This window comes from Pantoea sp. PvP021, from assembly GCF_054056055.1.
Genome location: NZ_JBSRXX010000005.1, coordinates 30,532 through 48,768, shown reverse-complemented (window position 1 = coordinate 48,768; position 18,237 = coordinate 30,532). Strand labels below are relative to the sequence as shown.

Sequence of the window (18,237 nt, the reverse complement as noted above, 5' to 3'; positions counted from 1 at the left end):
ACCGGACGGAAAGAGTATCGCTATGTTGTATCGCCGTTTTGAGCGTTTTATCAATATTTTTCATGACGCGCCCACCGACTCGCCCCCTTCAACGGTCTGGTCGTTTTACCTCTACTATCTGCGGCAGGTCTGGCCGAGTTTCGCGGCACTGCTGGTAGTGGGACTGGCGTCAGCCCTGATTGAAGTGTCGCTGTTCAGCTATCTGAGCCGCATTATCGATATGGTCAATCACTCCACGCCCGCCACCCTGTTTCGGGATAACTGGCCGATACTGCTGTGGATGGGGGCGGTGGCGCTGATTCTGCGGCCGATTTTTATCGCCCTGCACGACATGCTGGTACATCAAAGCATCAGCCCGAGCATGACCAGCATGATCCGCTGGCAGAATCACAACTACGTGCTGCGCCAGAGCCTCAATTTCTTCCAGAACGATTTCGCGGGTCGCATCGCCCAGCGCATTATGCTGACCGGCAGTTCACTGCGCGATTCCGCGGTGCAGCTGGTGGATGCCATCTGGCACGTGCTGATCTACGCGGTGACTTCACTGGTGCTGTTTGCCGGTGCCGACTGGCGGCTGATGATCCCGCTGATTCTGTGGATGGTGGCCTACAGCGCCTCCCTGCGTTTCTTTGTGCCGCGCGTTAAAGCGCGTTCGGTGGTCTCCTCAGAGTCGCGATCTAAGCTGATGGGCACCATTGTCGATGGTTATACCAACATCGCCACCATCAAGCTGTTCGCCCACAGCGATCTGGAAAGGCAGTATGCGCGTGAGGCGATTCAGGAGCAGACCGAAAAAACCCAGAACGCCGGCCGCATGGTCACCAGCATGGATCTGACCCTGTCGGCGCTGAACGGCCTGCTGATTGTCTCGACCTCCGGGCTGGCGCTGTGGTTATGGAGCCAGTCGCTGATTAGCGTCGGGGCGATTGCGCTGGCGACCGGTCTGGTCATCCGCCTGGTGAATATGTCCGGCTGGATCATGTGGGTGGTCAATGGCATTTTCGAAAATATTGGTACGGTACAGGATGGCCTGAAAACCATCGCGCAGCCGCTGAGCGTGCAGGATGCGCCGCAGGCGAAGCAGCTTAAGGTGACGCGCGGCAACATCCGTTTTGAGGATGTGCGCTTCGATTATGGCGGTGGCCGTCAGGTGATTAACGGTTTTAACCTCGACATCAAACCTGGTGAGAAGATTGGGCTGATTGGTCCCTCGGGTGCCGGTAAATCGACGCTGGTGAACCTGCTGCTGCGCCTCTATGACCTGAACGCGGGGCGGATTGTGATCGACGATCAGGATATCGCCGCCGTGACGCAGGAGAGCCTGCGCAGCCAGATTGGTATGATTACGCAGGACACCTCGCTGCTGCACCGCTCAATCCGTGAAAACCTGCTTTATGGTCGTCCCGACGCCAGCGAAGAGGAGCTGCAGCTTGCGATTCACCGCGCCCGCGCCGATGAGTTTATCCCGCTGCTCTCTGACTCACTGGGTCGCACCGGGCTGGACGCGCACGTGGGCGAGCGCGGCGTGAAACTGTCGGGCGGTCAGCGTCAGCGTGTGGCGATAGCCCGCGTGCTGCTGAAGGATGCGCCGGTTCTGATCATGGATGAGGCCACCTCGGCGCTCGACTCTGAGGTGGAAGCGGCGATTCAGGAGAGCCTGGAGTCACTGATGCAGGGCAAAACCGTTATCGCCATCGCGCACCGCCTGTCGACCATCGCGAAGATGGATCGGCTGGTGGTGCTGGATAAAGGCGGCATTGCCGAGATGGGCAGCCATCACGAGCTGCTGGCGCAAAACGGTCTCTATGCCCGGCTGTGGCAGCATCAGACCGGCGGTTTTGTCGGCATCGATTAATCGCCGCGTCGATAGGGTAAGGCGTCGCGGGCTTCTTCCGCCCAGCCGCGCACGCCTTCCCGCTCCTGCACCAGAAAATCTGCCACGGCATCGCGCAGGCCGGGATGCAGCAGATAGTGCCAGGAGTGGGTAATCTGCGGCTCAAAGCCGCGCACCAGCTTGTGCTCGCCCTGTGCGCCAGCATCAAACCGCGTCAGCCCCTCATCAAGGGCCAAATCCATTCCCTGATAGAAACAGGTTTCGAAGTGCAGCCGGTCAAACTCCGCCAGACAGCCCCAGTAGCGGCCATAGAGCGCGTTGCTGTCCCGCAGATAAAACGCCATCGCGGCCGGTTGCTGCTGTAAACGGGCGATCACCACCACAATATTCTGCGGCATGCGTTCCGCCAGCAGGCTGAAGAAGTCACGCGTCAGATAGGGACGCTGACCGCGCACCGCATAGGTGTTGGCGTAACAGGTGTAGACAAAATCCCACTGATCTTCGCGCAGCTGGTAGCCCAGGTAGCGGTCAAACTCAAAGCCGCTCTGCATCACCTGCTCACGCTCTTTACGCAGTTGTTTGCGCTTGCGCGACATCAGCGAATCCAGGAAATCCTGAAAATCGCGGTAGCCACGGTTATGCCAGTGATACTGACAACCGAGCCGGGAGAGCCAGTCGGGCTGATCGGCCAGCAGCTGGTTAGCCTGCGCATCGGTAAAGTTGATATGTGCCCCGCTTAAGCCCTGCTGTAACAGGCTCTCAGGCAGGGCCGACAGCAGTTGCGCCGCGGCAGCGGTTTCGCCCAGCAGGCGCGCACCGCTGACCGGGCTGAAGGGGATCGCGCCCAGCCATTTCGGGTAGTAGCGGATCCCGGCGCGCTGGCTGGCATCCGCCCAGGCGTGATCAAAGACGTACTCGCCCTGTGAATGGCGTTTGCGGTAGCCTGGCAGCGCGGCGCGGGTCACCCCTTCCTCCCGCCACAGCAGATGATCGGGCTGCCAGCCCGCCTCTAACCGCACGCTGCCGCTCTGTTCTAACGTGAGCAGAAAGGCGTGGCGCAAAAAGGGCTGGTCATCAGGCAACAGCGCATCCCACTCGGCGGCCGGGATCTCCGCCAGTGACGTCAGGTGAATCAGCGACATGAATTACTCCAGAGAACGTCGGGCAGAGAGTCAGTCAAGCAGGTTTTCCGCGTCAGCGAAAGGGTTAAGGCACGCAAAGTGAAGGCTGCATCAGCGGAGCCCAGCTTCTATACTGCGACTTTATCTCCACAGGACACCGCCATGGATCGACTCGATTGTGACCGGATGTTTGTCACGGTGCTGGAAACCGGCAGCTTTTCTGCGGCGGCGTTACGTCTCGGCACCAGCAGCAGTCAGGCTTCCAAGCTGGTTTCAAAGCTGGAGCAGCGGCTCGGCGTCCAGCTGTTCAAGCGCAGCACGCGCGCCCTGTCACCCACCGATGTCGGGCGCAGCTATTATGAGCGGGTCAAAAATCTGCTTGATGCGTTTGAGACGCTGGATGCCAGCGTGCGTGAAAGCGCCACCACGCCCACCGGCAGGCTGAAAATCAGCGCCCCCGGCTCCTTTGGTACTGTGGTGTTGTCTGAGGTGCTGGTGGCGTTTGCCCGGCGCTATCCGCTGATTGAACTGGATGTCAGCTTTTCAGACCGGTCCGTCAACATCGTCGATGAAGGCTTTGATATGGCGATCCGTATCGGCACCCTCAGCGACAGCAGCCTGGTCGCGCGCAAGCTGGGTGAGGTGCATGTGCGCATCGCCGCCTCGCCGGTCTATCTTGAGCAGTTTGGCACGCCGCAGCACTGGCGCGAGATGCCCCAGCATCAGTGCATCATCGACACCAATTTTCGCGATCCCTGGCACTGGCCGTTTGCCGGCGGCGGCGGCGGCGGCGGCGGCGGCGGCGGCGAGATTGTCACCGTACCGGTCCGCGGGCGTCTGCGCTTCGCCAACACCGAAGCCTGCCTGCAGGCCGCGATGGCCGGACTGGGCATTGCGCGGCTGCCCGGTTTTATCGCGGCTCCCGCGCTGCAACGCGGTGAGATTGTCCGGCTGCTGGAGAATTTTGACACGCCACCACTTGGCCTGTTTGCGGTTTATCCGCCCGCCCGTCATCTGGCACACCGGGCGCGCCTGCTTATCGACTTCCTGGTGAGTCACTTTACCCGTTTTCCGCCCGCGTAATTTCTTCCAGAATGGAAGAAATGATTGTCTTTATGACCGCATTATCAGCCGTTTAGTCATCAGTTAAGCTGCTTCTCACATTACAGAGGAGTCGCGCGATGTTAGTAGAAGGCAAATGGAGTAGTGACTGGCACCCGGTGCAGTCGACCGATAAACAGGGCGGATTTGTCCGTCAGACGTCCGGTTTCCGGCATTTTATCAGCAGCGATGGCTCCACTGAATTTGCGGCAGAAGCGGATCGCTACCATCTTTATGTGGCGCTGATCTGTCCATGGGCGTCGCGCGCGTTAATTGCCCGCAAGCTCAAAGGGCTGGAGTCGCTGATTAGCGTGACGGTGGTTGAACCGCAGCTCGGTGCCCAGGGCTGGCGCTTTGGCAATTTTCCCGGCGCACAGCAGGACCCGCTGAATCACGCGCAGTACCTGCATGAAATCTATACCCGCGTCGCGCCCGATTACACGGGCCGGGCCACCGTGCCGGTCTTGTGGGACAAGAAAACCGGCACCATTGTCAGCAACGAGTCCGCTGACATTGTGCGTATGTTCAACAGCGGCTTTGGCGATCTGGCCGATAACCGCATCGACCTCTATCCCGCCGCGCTGCGTTCTGAGATTGATGCGCTGAATGAGAGTCTCTATCCGCGTCTGAATAATGGTGTCTATCGCGCCGGGTTCGCCACCACATCAATCAGCTATCAGCAGGCCTTTAACGACGTCTTCAGCCAGCTCGACGAACTGGAAGCCCTGCTCAGTGATGGTCGCACCTTTCTGCTGGGTGAACGGCTGACTGAAACCGATATTCGTCTGTTCGTCACCCTGATTCGCTTTGACGTCGCCTATCATGGCCTGTTCAAATGCAACCTGCGCCGGATACGCGACTATACGCTGCTGAATCGCTATCTTAAGAGCATGCTGTCAGTCTCCGGCGTGCGAGAGACGGTCAGCATCGATCATATCAAACAGGGTTACTACTCAATCAAGGCACTGAACCCGAACGGAATCGTTCCGGCAGGCCCGGATCTGAGTGAGTACGGTCTTTAAAGGAGCAATAATGGCAAAAGCACTGGTAATTTTTCTGCATGGCGTAGGCAGTAACGGCGACGATCTGGCACCGATTGGCCGTCACTGGGCGACGCTGTTGCCGGATGTGATTTTTGCCTCACCCAATGCGCCCGAACGTTTTACCGCCGGTTTTGGCTGGCAGTGGTTCAGCCTGGAGGAGGTGACGCCAGAGAACCGGCCAGGTCGGGTACGGGCCGCGCGGGCGGCGTTTGACGCGACCCTCAGCGACGTTATCGCACAGCACGCCTTCGCCGACCGCTGGCAGGATGTAGTGCTGGTCGGCTTTTCACAGGGGTCGATCATGGCGCTGGATGCGCTGGCATCTGGCCGTTATCCGCTGGCGGGCGTGGTCGCCTTTTCGGGTCGTCTGGCGGTTGACGGTGAGCTGACGCCACAGCCTCATCTGCCCGCGCTGCTGATCCACGGCCAGGCCGATGAGGTGATCCCGTGGCAGGAGAGCGAATCTGCCGCAGCACGACTCAGGGCCGCATTGGTGCCGGTAGAAGCGCGATTTGAACCCGCCACCGGCCACACCATCTCCGCTCAGGGTGCCATGCACGCCGCCGCGTTTATCGCGCAGTGCATACAGGATTAACCCCAGCAGCGCTTTAATGCCTGCCAGGCATGACGGGCAGCGACCTCAGGCGGCAGGCGTTTCAGCGCATCATTAAAGACTTCAATGCCCACCGGCCCCTGATAGCCCGCGCTTTTAAGCTTATCGACAAAGCGTTCAATGTCGATAATGCCATCGCCGGGCAGCAGACGCTGATGCTTTGCCATCGCCATCAGGCTCTGCTTATCCTGCGCGGGAACGGCGGCCATATCACACAGCTGCACTTCATAAATGCGATCGGCTGGAATGCCGTCCAGCTGTGAGGCGTCGCCGCCCAGCGCGCAGATATGGAACAGATCGACCACCAGCCCGATATTGGGCTGATCGAGCCGCTGCAATCGCTGCCACGCCAGCGGCAGGGTGTTATCCACGCTGCACCAGGCCATCGGCTCATACATAATGCGCATGTTGTAGCGCGCAGCTTCAGAGGCCATCCAGCGCAGGTCATCATCAATCTGGTCGGCGCAGCAATCCTCGCGGGTGCTGGCCGGCGCCTGAATGGTGTCGCAGCCCAGCGCCTGGGCAATCTGAATAAACTGGCGCAGCTCTTCGCGCTTCTGTCCGCGCAACGCGCTGGGTGCCCCGGTGAAATCGCGCAGCACCTGGAGATTGGTAAAGCCAGGTCCCTGCCGGGCAGCGATCTGAGCCAGTGCCGCCGCGCCGCCCTCGCACGCCTCGACATCCTCGCGCCAGATCTCCACCTGATCGAAACCGGCGTCATGCGCCGCCTGGAGCTTCTGGCCGGGTTCACCGCTTAACAGCACCAGGTTAAGGAATGTGGGGTTAGTTCGCATTGCTCGGCTCCTTAATCGTCCGGAATAATCGGTGACGTTCAGCTTCTGCGCCCGTTCATGCGGGATGGTCGGGCGTAAAACCTGAAACAGTATCTACCTCTTAAGGAGTATGACAAGCGCCGCTTAGCCGGATCAGCCCAGCATCGTGACCAGTGCGAAACCGGCAAACGCCATCAGCAGCGAACCGATCACATGCACCAGCGCGCTGGTCATCGCCCAGAAATAGTTCCCTGATTGTAGCAACCCCATTAATTCCGCCGTAAAAGAGGAGAAGGTGGTCAGCCCGCCGCACAGTCCGGTGACGATCAGCAGTTTCCAGATCGGGTCGATGTCGGGATGGCGAACAAACCAGGCCATCGCGCCGCCGATCACCAGACCGCCGATCAGATTCACCAGCAGCGTGCCCGGCGGCAGATTGGGAAAGAGCGCATTAAAGCGCATCGCAAAGAGCCAGCGCAGTACACAGCCGGCAGAGCCGCCGATCATCACAGCCAATAACGGTTTCAACATGTCTTGCTCCTGATTGCAGATTGACGCCGGGCTGAGGGGGAAAGGCAGAGATAAACTGCGCCTGACACCTCAGCTCCCGCGAAAGGATTGAGTGTCAGGCGTCATCAGCCGGTGTAAAGCCCACCGGCGGTTGGGAAAGGTGGCACGCCATCACCTTGAGCCGGTGATAATACGACGCCCGTTTCAGGCTGGCAACAGTGAGGTCATGGCGGCTGAAAACCTTGACGCGCACGCCACAGACGGAGTAATGCTGATGGTTTACAGCCTGTTGCGGAGACCCTATGCGTACCCTGATTTTTGATACCGATATTGGCGTGGATGACGCCTTTGCGCTGGCTTATGCGGCGCGGACGCAGCATCTGCTGGGGATTACCACGGTCTTCGGCAACGTGGCGGTGGGTCAGGCGGTGAAAAATGCCCGACTGTTTTGCGGGAAAATGGCGATTAACGCGGAGGTCTATCGCGGCTGTTCACGACCGCTGGCGCTGCCACCCTCTGCGCCCGCCAGACTGCACGGTGAAGATGGGCTGGGCGATGCGTTTGATAATGCGTGCAGCGATCAGGCGCCGGGCGCGGTGCAATTTATTATCGACAGCGTGCGGGCGCAGCCGCATCAAATCACCCTGGTGGCGATTGGTCCGCTGACCAATATCGCCACGGCCATTAATCAGGCACCGGATATTATTCCGCTGGTGAAGGAGCTGGTCATCATGGGTGGCGCATTTGGCACCGACGGGCACAGTGGCAACGTGACGCCCTTCAGCGAATTTAATATCTGGAAAGATCCGCATGCTGCCGATCAGGTGCTCGCCTCGGCACTGAGCGTGGTGGTGATCCCGCTGGATGTCACGCACAAGGTGCTGATCAGCGGCGATGAGGTTCAGCGTCTGAATCAGCCGGTGCTGAGTGCGATCTGTCGCCCTTACCTGGCTTACAGTCTGGAGAAAGAGGGGTTCGAGGGAATGGCGCTGCACGACACCCTGGCGGTGGCGTGGCTCACTCTGCCACAGGCGTTTACCCTGACCGAAAGCCCGCTGCGGGTGATCACGGAGGGCATCGCCTGCGGTCAGACGGTGCGTAAGCTGAGCGCGCTGGCATCCCGTCAGGATCCCTTTAACGGCCTGCCCGCCCAACGCATCGCACTTGGCGTGGATGCTGATGCGGTGCGGGCGCACTTCTTTCAGACTCTCACCGCGCCCTGAACCACGCGAACCGACTGGCCGCGTTACCGGTCGAAATGAATCACGCCTTTGATCAGCTCGCGGTTGTTGATGATTTGCGCCTCGAAGGTTTCATCCAGCGTGGAGAAGGCCAGATGGTGATTCAGCATCATTTCGGCGCGCAGCTGGCCGCTGGCCATCAGCGCACGCACCCGATCGAAATCTTCACGGGTGGCGTTGCGGCTGCCCATCAGGGTGGTCTCTTTTTTATGGAATTCACTGTCCGGGATCACCAGATCGCCTTTGTGCAGGCCGACATAAACGATCGTGCCGCCGTGTCGCATCAGGTTGACCGCATTGTTCATCGCCGCCGGGCTGCCGGTGGCGTCGATCACCTTCAGCGCCAGACGGCCACCAAACTCCTCGCGCAGCGCGCTGTAAAACGCTTCATCAGCCGGATTCAGTGTCGCCAGGCCGAGCTGGTCAGCAACATGCTGGCGACGAAATTCGCTGGTATCCGCCACCACCACCTGCGCGCCGCTGGCGGCGGCGATAGCGGCAACACCCAGCCCAATCGGTCCGGCACCCACCACCAGCACCTGCTCATCCGCCACAATTGCGGCACGACGCACTGCATGGGCGCTGATGGCAAAGGGCTCAATCAGCGCAGCCGCTTCCGGCGCGACATCATCCACCACCAGCAGCGTGCTGACCGGCACGCTCAGGTAGTCGCAGAACCCGCCATCCTGATGCACACCAATCACTGAGATCTGCTCACAGCAGTTGGTCTTGCCGCTCTGGCAGGCGTCACAGCACAGGCAGGAGATGTAGGGCATTAACGCCACCCGCTGGCCCGGCTGAAAGCTCTCCGCACCACTTCCCGGCGCCACGACTTCGGCACAGATTTCATGGCCCAGCACCCGTGGATAGCTGAAGAATGGCTGATTACCGGACCAGGCGTGGATGTCGGTGCCGCAGATTCCCGCGGTGAGGATTTTAATCACTACCTCGCCAGCGGCGGGCGTGGGGATATCGCGGGTGGTCCATACCATCTTACGTGGTTCAGCGATGACCAGTGCTTTCATTGTTGTCATGGTGATTCTCCGGTTGTCCTGCAGGCAGTTATGGCGAATCCTGCACGCGCTGCGGTGTTCGTTTGCGGGAAGTGTGAAGCACCGCGATTTTTTTGGGCTTTGAATGGTTTTTAATGCATAAAAAACCGGAGAGTGAGATGAGCCGCAGCCAGAATTTGCGCCAGAACGTCATCAACCAGATGCTGGAAAGCATCGCTCAGCACCACATTCGTTCACCGCTGCCGCCCCAGGCAGCACTGGCGGAAATGTTCAATATCAGCCGGACTACGGTGCGCCACACCCTGCACTATCTGCATCAGTGCGGCGTGCTGGATAAGGTGGATCAAACCTGGGTTATCGTGCGCGATCCGCGCGAAGATGACGGTTTTAGCGCGTTAACGCCGCCGATTGAGCAGCAGGCCAGCCACTTTGAGCAGATGTTTTTTAATATGATTAATCAGCGGCAGCTGGTGCCCGGCGATACCTTCAGCGAGCTGCAACTGGCGCAGCAGGTGAAAGTCAGTCCGGTGGTGGTGCGCGAATTCCTGCTGCGCTTTATGCGCTATGACCTGCTGGAGCCGGTCAGACGCGGCCAGTGGCGGATGAAAAAATTCACCCAGGATTACGCCGAGAAGCTATTTGAACTGCGCGAGATGCTGGAAACCCACGCCCTGAGCCGCTTCCTGAATCTGCCCGCAGGCGACGAGCGCTGGGTTCAGGCGCGGGATCTGCTGGATCGTCACCGATCGATGCGCGACACCATCGCCAGCAACTATCGCCACTTTGCCGCGCTGGATCGTCAGATGCATTCGCTGATTTTATCCGCCGCCAACAACCCATTTTTCAATCAGTCGCTGGAGATTATCTCGGTGATCTTTCACTCGCATTATCAGTGGGACGAGAGCGACCTCAAGCAGCGAAATATTGTGGCGCTGGAGGAGCATATGGCGATTCTGACCGCGCTGATTGGCCGTCAGGATGTCGACGCCCTCTGTGCATTACATAATCATCTGGCGACCGCTAAAACCTCGATGGTGCGCTCAATCGGTCAGTACAATTAAAAACCGATTAAAAACCACAAAGCATTAGCTCCCGCACGATTCAGAAACATCTTTGCAACATCCTTAACCCTTTGCTCTTAGTCTCGACTGCAACGTCACGGCGGCCTTTTGCCGCTGCGCGCAGACCCCTTCTCACCATAACGATAAGTACCCAGTTTCGGGAGAGTGCAATGGAAAAGACTTCAGTAACCGGCCGCGACAGTGCAACTGGCGACACGCCATCAGACCAGGATTTCGTGCCGATGCGTAGCGACGTGGTGCGTTCACCGCGTATCCGCAAGATTCAGATCACGGCGATGCTGCTGTTGCTGTTCGCCGCCATCATCAACTATCTGGATCGCAGCTCGCTGTCGGTCGCGAATATGACCATCCGCGAGGAGATGGGGCTGAGCGCCACCGAAATCGGCTTCCTGCTCTCCGCCTTTTCGCTGGCTTATGGCCTGGCGCAACTGCCATGCGGCGCGCTGCTGGATCGTAAAGGGCCGCGCATTATGCTCGGCATTGGCATGTTTATCTGGTCGCTGTTCCAGGCCGCCTCTGGCCTGGTGCATAACTTTACCCAGTTCATCCTGGTGCGCATCGGCCTCGGCATTGGCGAAGCGCCGATGAACCCGTGCGGCGTGAAGGTAATCAACGACTGGTTCAACATTAAAGATCGCGGCATGCCGATGGGGATGTTCAATGCGGCTTCGATGATTGGACTGTCGGTGGCTCCGCCGATTCTGGCGGCGATGATGCTGGTGATGGGCTGGCGTGGCATGTTCGTCACGATCGGTATCCTCGGCATGTTCCTCGCTATCGGCTGGTATATGATCTACCGCGACCGCGACAACAACACCCTGAGCGCTGAAGAGATCCACTATCTGCAGGCGGGCAGCGTTGCCTCGCGTAAAGAGCCGATCAGCTTTAAAGAGTGGCGCGGCCTGTTTAAGCAGCGCACCATGTGGGGCATGATGATTGGCTTCAGCGGCATCAACTATACCGCCTGGCTCTATATCGCCTGGCTGCCGGGCTACCTGCAGTCGACCTATCATCTCGATCTTAAAAGTACCGGCCTGCTGGCGGCGATTCCGTTCCTGTTCGGTGCGGCGGGTATGCTGCTGAATGGCTATGTGGTCGACTCGCTGGTACGTCGCGGCTTTAACGCGGTGAAAACCCGCAAAGTCTGCATCGTCAGCGGGATGCTGCTGTCCGCCGGCTTTACCGCCGTGGTGACCCGCGCGACCGACACCACCAGCGCCGTAACGCTGATTGGGATGGCGCTGTTCTGTATCCACTTCGCCGGAACGTCGTGCTGGGGATTGATCCACGCCAACGTCACCGCCCGTATGACAGCGTCTGTCGGCAGCATCCAGAACTTCGCCAGCTTTATCTTCGCCTCGTTCGCGCCGGTCATCACCGGCTGGGTGCTCGACACCACCAAATCGTTCAGCATGGCGCTGATGATTTGTGCCTGCGTGACGCTGGTTGGCGCACTCGCCTACCTGCTGCTGGTGCGCCAGCCGATCACCGACGGCGAATAATCACGACTGACGGCGCGACTGCTACGTCAGCGCCGTCAGGGTGACCCCATATTTCGCACCATAACGCTGAATACCCGTCATCACCTTCTCCGCGCTCAGCGCGGGTGGTGGTGGCAACAGCGGTGCCCGTTCACGCAGCGCCGAGTCGAAGCGGGCAAACGTCGCGAAATCACGCGGGAAACGTTCTTCATCCACGCCAATCAATACGCCTTCATCACGTGCATGGGAGAGCAGCACCCGCCAGCGGTCAATCTCCGCCAGCCCGATGCTGTCGGTGCCGTGAGAAAAGAGCATCATGTCGATGTTGCGGAACGGCGGCTGTTTTTCCAGGAAGCGTTGCAGGGCCGCGGCCGAAGGCTCGGTGCAAAAGACCAGCCAGAACGGGATGGCGTGCTGATGCATGCTGCACCACGGGTCCATCAGCAGGAAGCTGTCCACCGTCAGCCGGGTCGGTAAAATTCCCGCCGCCAGATACCAGTCGCGGTAGATCTCTGCCACCACATAGCTCATCGCCTCTGGATCTTCATAACGAATCTCCATCAGCTTCCAGTTCTGAGCTTCCGCCAGTTTTTTCAGCGGCGAAATCAGATAACCATCCAGTCCCCACTCCGCTTCCGGCACGTGGTCAGTAATGGCCGGCGGCGTCCAGCGCTCGCGATCGATGCCATAGCGTGCCAGATATTCCGCCACCCGCGGGCCGCCCTGTAAGTACTCTTTTTCGGTTGCGCCGCCGAGCGCACCAAACTGGAAAAACGAGCGATCGCTGGTGCGGGTTACCGGCCACTGTCGGGTACAATGATTGATAAACAGCGTTGATCCGGCGGGCAGACTTCCCATCAGGAATTCGTTGAAGGCCAGCGGCAGCTCGCGCAGTTTTAGCCGGAAGTAGCGCATCTGATCGAGCATCAACCGATCCTGATTCGGGTCCTGCATATGGTGCACCGCCAGCCGTGGCCAGGCAGCCAGCAGCGCGGCAGCAATCTCTTTGCCCTGCTCAAAGCTGGTCTGTGCGTCATCGGGATCGTTATTTGCGGCCCGCACCGGGCAAAGAAAAGTCTGGGGCAACCAGGGCACACCCATCGCCGCCGCCAGATGCACCAGTGCACCGTTCGATGAACCGATAAAGGCCGCCGGATAATCCTGTTGCGGGTATTCACTCACCATCCATTCGGCGATCCCTTCCACATCCAGTTCACCCGCCTGACGCAGGCTGATGCCTTCTGCCATGCCGCCCAGCGCATAGCCCCACTCACGCAGCCCGGTCGGCAGCCGGTTAAGCGACGGCAACAGGCGATCCAGCGTCGGTGACTGGCTGGGGCTGGCAAAGGGGCGATCGTGTAGCGCATTCGCCAGCGCCAGCAGCATGGCGGCAGCAGAGTCAAAGCGGGCAATCCCTCTTGGTGGTTTACTCATGTTGATCCTCCTGCTGAATACGTGCCAGGAACGGGCGGATGGCGTGACAGAAACTCCACGGGTAGACGTAGTGCAAAGTGTGCGTCCCGTCGCGTAATGTCAGTCTTTCGCTACGCGGCATCAGGGCGGCGAGTTCATCCAGCCAGCGCGCCGGACAGACGGGATCGCGCGAGCCCCGCAGCAGCAACGTGGGTGCGTTAATGTAAGTAAGGCGATGCTCAATGCGGTCGCGCATCATGGCGCGCAGGGTACCGAAGGCGCGCCGCAGGCCCGCTTTGGCGTAATCGATTCGGGCCAGTGGCCCCGGTGGACGACGGGATTCCAGCCGGCCATTACGCCAGTCGCGCCAGAGCTGACGCGGCAGACTGCGGGCATGACGATCGACCGTCGGTCCCTGCAGCACCAGTCCCGCCACAGCCTGTGGATGTTTCACCGCCAGCGCGGCCAGAATCTGGCAGCCAAACGAATTGCCGACCCAGATAGCGCGCTGGAAACCGTTATGCTGTAACCACAGCCACAGCGCATCCGCCAGCTGATCCACCGACATGATCGGCGCAGAAGGGGGCAGTGTGCTGGCGCCAAAACCGGGCAGATCCGGCACCAGCACGTGATAGTCGCGCCCCAGCGCCAGCGCCAGTGACTCCATCGCCCGGCCCGACATCACCAGACCGTGGATTAACACGACCGGCAGTCCCTGATCCTCATTGGGCGTAACGCGGGTAAACATGCGCCAGTCACCAATCTGCTGATAATAACCGGCCAGACCGGCGTGATGACTGTTCGGCGACACCGGCGGCGTCTCCTTAAGTTGCCGCCAGCGTTTCATGCCCCATAACGTGGCCGCCACACCCAATCCAACACCTGCCACAATCGCTGCCTGTTTTCGTCGATGCTTCTGGATCATCCGCTGCTCCTGGTTTGGGGAGAATAATTCAGTGTAGGTCGGGATCAGGCAGCAGGCGGGTTATCCGCGCGATGGTGTGAAAAAGTATGGGGTTTCGCCTAAGAAGACGCTGGCATTGCGGGTGATGAACTCTGGCGGGAGATCTGTCTGGTGTAAGCGGGAAGGCAATGACTGAAACACTCGAGGAGTATCGCTTTACATTCAATGCCCGATATCCAGCGTTAGCAAAAGAAATGGATTACTTGCTGGTAATCAGTAATACACCTCAGGGGAGCATCGCTGATTTCAAAAGGCGCGTTATGGCTTTTGCCCGATGGCTTAACGTAACATTTCATCACGGGCAGGGCTTATGAAGAGAGGATTAACATCGGGGTAGCCTGATAAACGTGGAGCAGGTCAACGGACCAGAGATAATACGAATTTCAGGCAATAAAAAACCCGCAATGGGCGGGTTTCTTTTATTATCAGCAGAGCTTATCTGCTCAGACTTATGTCTTCATCGCTATTGTAAGCATCGCTGATAATGAGCGCGGCTTACTGCGCTGTGACGTTGCCAGCTGCAGGGCCTTTGGCGCCATTTTCAATGGTGAAGGAGACTTTCTGACCTTCATCAAGCGTTTTGTAGTTATCACCCTGGATAGCAGAGAAATGCACGAATACATCTTTGCTGCCATCATCGGGAGTGATAAAGCCAAAACCTTTATCTGAGTTAAACCATTTTACTAAACCAGTCATTTTGTTAGACATAGATATTTCCTTAATCGATTAGCCACTAAGAGCGGCGAAGATGGCCTGTAGTTAGAGATTTACTTATTGGGCACTTAGGAGGAGGCTCTCGAAGAAGGATATCTGTGGATAACACTTGAACTGAGGACTACTTTACTAAAACTGCTTTCATAAGGTCTGTGTTCCAAACCGATGACGCATTAAGACATAGCGATAATAATTTAGCAATGTATATGTTTATTTATTTTAACCATTTAAACGCTCAGATGGCTGAATGGCTGTTTTATTTTGACTGCTCAGGAAGTGCTTCAGGCTCCGCTGTGTGCGAAGAGGAGCAGGCTAATCCTGTCATAATGACGGTGCCGATTTAACGTTGATGCTTAACAATAAACAGAGCCTGTAATGTCACATCGCCTAAAAATTTCCGCACGGCCAGCGAAGCGCTGTCACCGCCCTCTTCATCTGTGAGCTTTACCTGCTGCATATCGTACGCCCGGCTCTTCGGTATCTTTCATCCTGATACCGGTCAGTATCCGGACGACCTGCCCGCCCTCACCCTGCATCTGAAATGCTGGAGGTTTGCCACCCGCCTCCATTCTGGTGCAGAAGCAGCCTGCCGCGATGAGCGAGAAGCGGGCTAAACCCTACCTGTCCGCCCATTTTGGGCATGCTGACTGTCTCAGTGACCGTGAACGGTCAATCCTACGAGCCGGATAACAACAGGACGGACAACCAGTATGCAAAAGAAAGCCGCTGGCATGGCGACCCGGTAAGCATTCATCACATTTGTCATGTAATGAGGCCCCATTCCGAATTCGGCTAACGTGATGACCAGACTCATCAGGAACGCCATGATGATCGCCATATAAAGCGCAAATATGTAAGGTGTCGTGCGCACCGGCAAGCGGGTTCGTAAGGTTTTTTTTGTTGCAGCATCAGTCATCTGAATATCCTGTTTAACAAAAGTAGATAAGACTGTGGCTAACTTAACAAGCTTATGCGGGGGGTTGTAGAGCGGTTATGCTTTAATCATTATTAAGTAAAAGTGACGAATTAACGGTTGAGGATACGATGGACATTTTAGGGCTGATTAGCACTTTTATTCGCGTGGTGGAAAACGGCAGTATTGCAGCGGCGGCACGCGCTAAAGGTATGAGTCCGGCAGCAGTCAGCCAGAGTCTTTCCCGTCTTGAAGCGCATCTGGGCGTGCGACTGCTATCGCGCACCACCCGCAGCATGACCTTAACGGAAAACGGTAAACGCTATTTCGAGAAAGTCCGTCACATCCCACATGATATCGAACTCGCCTCTCAGGCTGCTGCGAATGAAACCAAACCACAGGGGCCACTTTGTATCGCTACGACAGCCGCGTTTGGTCGGTACGTTCTGGCTCCCCTTATGCCCGCTTTCAAAGCGTCTTTCCCCGATATAGATATTGAACTGATCAGTACCGATCGCAACGTCGATCATCGCCTGGAAGGCGTCGATGTCAGTATCCGCATCGAAGCACAGCTGAATGATCAACTAATCGCCAGAAAAATTGCATCGTTACCCTTTATATTCTGTGCGGCTCCCGCTTACCTTGATCGCGCTGGTACGCCTCAGACACCTGGAGAACTTAGCCAGCACGCCTGCCTGGTTTTCCGCTATCCCACCGACAGACGGTTTCTGCCATGGACGTTTATGGTCAACGGACAGCCTGTTAATGCAAAACTTAACCCCAGTTTTATCAGCGATGATATTGATATCATCGCCAGAATAGCCGTAAACGGCGGCGGCATTGCCCGTCTGGCAAGTTTTGTTGCTCAGCCACTGATAGACAGCGGTCTGCTAAGGCCTTTGTCCTGGTCAGGTCACAGTGGCGAGAGCACCATTGAGTCCCTGCCGATGAATATCTATGCCTGTGTCACCGAACGTTCGGCACTCAATTCGAAAGTACGGATATTTATTGAATTTTTGGCCGATGCGATTTAAGACAGGAGCGTTTTTGCCGGGCGAAAATTGTCCGTACTTTTCGGCTTATCCCCCCGCAAAAGTAACTCACCGCTGCCGGTCGTGGTGATACGAAAAGCGGCCCTTTTGACGATGTGCAGAAAGGATATAAGTACGCTTTGAGAAGGGGTTTAACGCGGTGAGAATGGGATCCGAAAGTATCTGGCAGTCGGTGAAAACTGCCAGAATTGAGGAATAAAAATTCGTTATCAGTCACTAATTCTGATGACGATTTTGCCAAATGCACCACGGGAGAGATGCCGGAAGGCTTCAACCGCCTCATTAAAACTGTAAACCTGTTCAATGACGGGTTTAATATTATGTTTATTGAGGAACGGATTCATCCGATCAAACGAGGAGCGTGGTGCAACCGCAATGCCCCGGATTTTTGTCTGACGGAAAATTAACGGCATCAAATCAAGTTGTGCTGTCTGGCCGGTCAGAAATCCTACCTGAGCAATCGTACCGGCAACTTTTGTCGCAGCAATTGACTGATTGATGCCATTGCCCCCGGCGACATCTATCGTTACGTCAGCGCCTTTACCATCAGTCATTTCAAGCACTTTTCTTTCCCAGTCAGGGTATTTTTTATAGTTAATCCCTTCATCTGCTCCCAGTGATTTAATGCGCTCAAGGTTTGCATCGTTACTGGAGGTGGCAATGACACGTGCACCATAGGCATGCGCTATCTGAGCAGCGAAGACCGATACGCCACCGGTTCCCTGTACGAGCACGGTCTGACCGGGCTGCAGATTGCCGATATCCATTAGCGAGTACCATGCCGTAAGCGCAGCGATGGGAAGTGTAGAAGCTTCTTCATCGGTCATGCTGTCAGGCGCTTTAACTGCGCTGTCCTCATGAATAATCATGTACTCAGCCAGCCCGCCGGGTAACGGCATTCCAATACACCATGCTGGCTCATCGGCCGCAGGTTCACCCTCTAACCAGCGTGAATAGAGATGCGAGTTAACGCGATCACCCGTGCTAAAACGGGACACACCCTGCCCCGTGGCAACAACGGTACCCGTGGCATCAGAGACAGGAATCAGTGGCTTTGGAACCAGATGAGGCTCATAGAAGCCCTCTACTATTGCCTTATCCCTGAAGTTCAGAGACACCGCGCCAACTTTAACCAGAAGTTCACCCGGACCAGGTACAGGCGTTTCCACCTCTTCAAGCTTTAAGTTTTCAAGGCCAAAATCTTTCAGTAACCATGCTTTCATTTTGTCATTTCCCATGTGTATGCATCGAATAGGACGATGATAAAAAAAGCAGGGAGGCGTAAAAAGCCACGTAAAAGGACTTCAGTGTTACTGCAGGAGAAACAATCGGAATGAGATATAATCCGCAATACACTATTTCGGCAGGA

18 protein-coding genes and 1 riboswitch are annotated in these 18,237 nt (G+C 57.2%); of the genes, 9 read left to right on the top strand and 9 right to left on the bottom strand.

What is annotated here, in order from left to right; genetic code table 11:
- Positions 1-22: 22 nt before the first annotated feature.
- Positions 23-1,855, top strand: coding sequence for an ABC transporter ATP-binding protein (locus ACVKSX_RS14860; protein WP_010253459.1), 1,833 nt, complete (start codon positions 23-25; stop codon positions 1,853-1,855).
- Here ACVKSX_RS14860 and ACVKSX_RS14855 read toward each other — a convergent pair.
- Positions 1,852-2,976 (bottom strand): GNAT family N-acetyltransferase, encoded by a 1,125-nt coding sequence (locus tag ACVKSX_RS14855; RefSeq protein WP_010253462.1) that lies wholly within the window; start codon positions 2,974-2,976, stop codon positions 1,852-1,854. The genes ACVKSX_RS14860 and ACVKSX_RS14855 overlap by 4 nt on opposite strands.
- A 141-nt stretch (positions 2,977-3,117) precedes the next feature.
- On the opposite strand from ACVKSX_RS14855, the gene ACVKSX_RS14850 reads away from it, so the two are divergent.
- The 3 genes from ACVKSX_RS14850 (at position 3,118) to ACVKSX_RS14840 (ending at position 5,694) form a co-directional block, all read left to right on the top strand.
- Positions 3,118-4,038: a LysR family transcriptional regulator gene (locus ACVKSX_RS14850; RefSeq protein WP_354439667.1), complete on the top strand. Its 921-nt coding sequence runs from the start codon at positions 3,118-3,120 to the stop codon at positions 4,036-4,038.
- 98 nt (positions 4,039-4,136) lie between these two features.
- On the top strand, positions 4,137-5,078 hold the full coding sequence (locus tag ACVKSX_RS14845; RefSeq protein WP_187492279.1) for a glutathione S-transferase family protein: 942 nt from the start codon (positions 4,137-4,139) through the stop codon (positions 5,076-5,078).
- A gap of 10 nt (positions 5,079-5,088) precedes the next feature.
- Entirely contained in the window at positions 5,089-5,694 is a 606-nt protein-coding gene (locus ACVKSX_RS14840) for an alpha/beta hydrolase (RefSeq protein WP_354439664.1), read from the top strand.
- Here the strand turns inward: ACVKSX_RS14840 and ACVKSX_RS14835 are convergent.
- Together ACVKSX_RS14835 and crcB are read right to left on the bottom strand one after the other, a co-directional pair.
- A complete protein-coding gene (locus ACVKSX_RS14835; RefSeq protein ID WP_022623972.1) occupies positions 5,691-6,506 on the bottom strand; it encodes a sugar phosphate isomerase/epimerase family protein in 816 nt (271 codons plus the stop codon). The two genes, ACVKSX_RS14840 and ACVKSX_RS14835, sit on opposite strands and share 4 nt — an antisense overlap.
- 132 nt (positions 6,507-6,638) lie before the next feature.
- Positions 6,639-7,016: a fluoride efflux transporter CrcB gene (gene crcB / locus ACVKSX_RS14830; protein ID WP_022623971.1), complete on the bottom strand. Its 378-nt coding sequence runs from the start codon at positions 7,014-7,016 to the stop codon at positions 6,639-6,641.
- 88 nt (positions 7,017-7,104) lie between these two features.
- Positions 7,105-7,180, bottom strand: a riboswitch (Fluoride riboswitch).
- Positions 7,181-7,297: 117 nt separating this feature from the next.
- Here crcB and ACVKSX_RS14825 point away from each other — a divergent pair.
- A complete protein-coding gene (locus ACVKSX_RS14825) occupies positions 7,298-8,218 on the top strand; it encodes a nucleoside hydrolase (protein ID WP_022623970.1) in 921 nt (306 codons plus the stop codon).
- A 23-nt stretch (positions 8,219-8,241) separates the two neighbouring features.
- On the opposite strand, the gene ACVKSX_RS14820 is transcribed toward ACVKSX_RS14825, so the two are convergent.
- A complete protein-coding gene (locus tag ACVKSX_RS14820; RefSeq protein WP_022623969.1) occupies positions 8,242-9,270 on the bottom strand; it encodes a zinc-binding alcohol dehydrogenase family protein in 1,029 nt (342 codons plus the stop codon).
- A gap of 137 nt (positions 9,271-9,407) precedes the next feature.
- Here ACVKSX_RS14820 and ACVKSX_RS14815 point away from each other — a divergent pair, with 137 nt between their 5' ends.
- Complete coding sequence (locus ACVKSX_RS14815) at positions 9,408-10,310, top strand: GntR family transcriptional regulator (RefSeq protein ID WP_010671481.1); 903 nt, start codon at positions 9,408-9,410, stop codon at positions 10,308-10,310.
- A gap of 170 nt (positions 10,311-10,480) precedes the next feature.
- Positions 10,481-11,833, top strand: coding sequence for an MFS transporter (locus tag ACVKSX_RS14810; RefSeq protein ID WP_022623968.1), 1,353 nt, complete (start codon positions 10,481-10,483; stop codon positions 11,831-11,833).
- A gap of 21 nt (positions 11,834-11,854) precedes the next feature.
- On the opposite strand, the gene ACVKSX_RS14805 is transcribed toward ACVKSX_RS14810, so the two are convergent.
- Positions 11,855-13,246 carry a hypothetical protein gene (locus ACVKSX_RS14805; protein ID WP_287062992.1) on the bottom strand — a complete coding sequence of 464 codons (1,392 nt, stop codon included), beginning with the start codon at positions 13,244-13,246 and terminating at the stop codon, positions 11,855-11,857.
- Entirely contained in the window at positions 13,239-14,150 is a 912-nt protein-coding gene (locus ACVKSX_RS14800; protein WP_010671478.1) for an alpha/beta fold hydrolase, read from the bottom strand. Before ACVKSX_RS14800 ends, ACVKSX_RS14805 begins: the two co-directional genes overlap by 8 nt.
- 167 nt (positions 14,151-14,317) lie before the next feature.
- Between ACVKSX_RS14800 and ACVKSX_RS14795 the strand changes: the two genes are divergently transcribed.
- Positions 14,318-14,503: a hypothetical protein gene (locus ACVKSX_RS14795; RefSeq protein ID WP_346440360.1), complete on the top strand. Its 186-nt coding sequence runs from the start codon at positions 14,318-14,320 to the stop codon at positions 14,501-14,503.
- 181 nt (positions 14,504-14,684) lie between these two features.
- Here the strand turns inward: ACVKSX_RS14795 and cspE are convergent, their stop codons facing one another.
- Together cspE and ACVKSX_RS14785 are read right to left on the bottom strand one after the other, a co-directional pair.
- The gene (gene cspE / locus ACVKSX_RS14790; protein WP_010671477.1) at positions 14,685-14,897 is read right to left on the bottom strand and encodes a transcription antiterminator/RNA stability regulator CspE; all 213 of its coding nucleotides are present in this window, start codon (positions 14,895-14,897) and stop codon (positions 14,685-14,687) included.
- A 658-nt stretch (positions 14,898-15,555) separates the two neighbouring features.
- On the bottom strand, positions 15,556-15,819 hold the full coding sequence (locus ACVKSX_RS14785) for a DUF2798 domain-containing protein (RefSeq protein ID WP_010253502.1): 264 nt from the start codon (positions 15,817-15,819) through the stop codon (positions 15,556-15,558).
- 128 nt (positions 15,820-15,947) lie between these two features.
- On the opposite strand from ACVKSX_RS14785, the gene ACVKSX_RS14780 reads away from it, so the two are divergent.
- On the top strand, positions 15,948-16,850 hold the full coding sequence (locus ACVKSX_RS14780; protein WP_354439661.1) for a LysR family transcriptional regulator: 903 nt from the start codon (positions 15,948-15,950) through the stop codon (positions 16,848-16,850).
- A gap of 227 nt (positions 16,851-17,077) precedes the next feature.
- Here the strand turns inward: ACVKSX_RS14780 and ACVKSX_RS14775 are convergent, their stop codons facing one another.
- The gene (locus ACVKSX_RS14775; RefSeq protein ID WP_083070522.1) at positions 17,078-18,091 is read right to left on the bottom strand and encodes a zinc-dependent alcohol dehydrogenase family protein; all 1,014 of its coding nucleotides are present in this window, start codon (positions 18,089-18,091) and stop codon (positions 17,078-17,080) included.
- Positions 18,092-18,237: the final 146 nt, after the last annotated feature.

What these genes read in the sequence shown, in the direction of transcription:
- ACVKSX_RS14815 (WP_010671481.1), top strand. Translation starts at nt 9,408, where the DNA reads ATGAGCCGCAGCCAGAATTTGCGCCAGAACGTCATCAACCAGATGCTG.
- ACVKSX_RS14800 (WP_010671478.1), bottom strand. Translation starts at nt 14,150, where the DNA reads ATGATCCAGAAGCATCGACGAAAACAGGCAGCGATTGTGGCAGGTGTT.
- ACVKSX_RS14780 (WP_354439661.1), top strand. Translation starts at nt 15,948, where the DNA reads ATGGACATTTTAGGGCTGATTAGCACTTTTATTCGCGTGGTGGAAAAC.
- crcB (WP_022623971.1), bottom strand. Translation starts at nt 7,016, where the DNA reads ATGTTGAAACCGTTATTGGCTGTGATGATCGGCGGCTCTGCCGGCTGT.
- ACVKSX_RS14835 (WP_022623972.1), bottom strand. Translation starts at nt 6,506, where the DNA reads ATGCGAACTAACCCCACATTCCTTAACCTGGTGCTGTTAAGCGGTGAA.
- ACVKSX_RS14775 (WP_083070522.1), bottom strand. Translation starts at nt 18,091, where the DNA reads ATGAAAGCATGGTTACTGAAAGATTTTGGCCTTGAAAACTTAAAGCTT.
- ACVKSX_RS14845 (WP_187492279.1), top strand. Translation starts at nt 4,137, where the DNA reads ATGTTAGTAGAAGGCAAATGGAGTAGTGACTGGCACCCGGTGCAGTCG.
- ACVKSX_RS14820 (WP_022623969.1), bottom strand. Translation starts at nt 9,270, where the DNA reads ATGACAACAATGAAAGCACTGGTCATCGCTGAACCACGTAAGATGGTA.
- ACVKSX_RS14850 (WP_354439667.1), top strand. Translation starts at nt 3,118, where the DNA reads ATGGATCGACTCGATTGTGACCGGATGTTTGTCACGGTGCTGGAAACC.
- ACVKSX_RS14825 (WP_022623970.1), top strand. Translation starts at nt 7,298, where the DNA reads ATGCGTACCCTGATTTTTGATACCGATATTGGCGTGGATGACGCCTTT.
- ACVKSX_RS14795 (WP_346440360.1), top strand. Translation starts at nt 14,318, where the DNA reads ATGACTGAAACACTCGAGGAGTATCGCTTTACATTCAATGCCCGATAT.
- cspE (WP_010671477.1), bottom strand. Translation starts at nt 14,897, where the DNA reads ATGTCTAACAAAATGACTGGTTTAGTAAAATGGTTTAACTCAGATAAA.
- ACVKSX_RS14805 (WP_287062992.1), bottom strand. Translation starts at nt 13,246, where the DNA reads ATGAGTAAACCACCAAGAGGGATTGCCCGCTTTGACTCTGCTGCCGCC.
- ACVKSX_RS14810 (WP_022623968.1), top strand. Translation starts at nt 10,481, where the DNA reads ATGGAAAAGACTTCAGTAACCGGCCGCGACAGTGCAACTGGCGACACG.
- ACVKSX_RS14855 (WP_010253462.1), bottom strand. Translation starts at nt 2,976, where the DNA reads ATGTCGCTGATTCACCTGACGTCACTGGCGGAGATCCCGGCCGCCGAG.
- ACVKSX_RS14860 (WP_010253459.1), top strand. Translation starts at nt 23, where the DNA reads ATGTTGTATCGCCGTTTTGAGCGTTTTATCAATATTTTTCATGACGCG.
- ACVKSX_RS14840 (WP_354439664.1), top strand. Translation starts at nt 5,089, where the DNA reads ATGGCAAAAGCACTGGTAATTTTTCTGCATGGCGTAGGCAGTAACGGC.
- ACVKSX_RS14785 (WP_010253502.1), bottom strand. Translation starts at nt 15,819, where the DNA reads ATGACTGATGCTGCAACAAAAAAAACCTTACGAACCCGCTTGCCGGTG.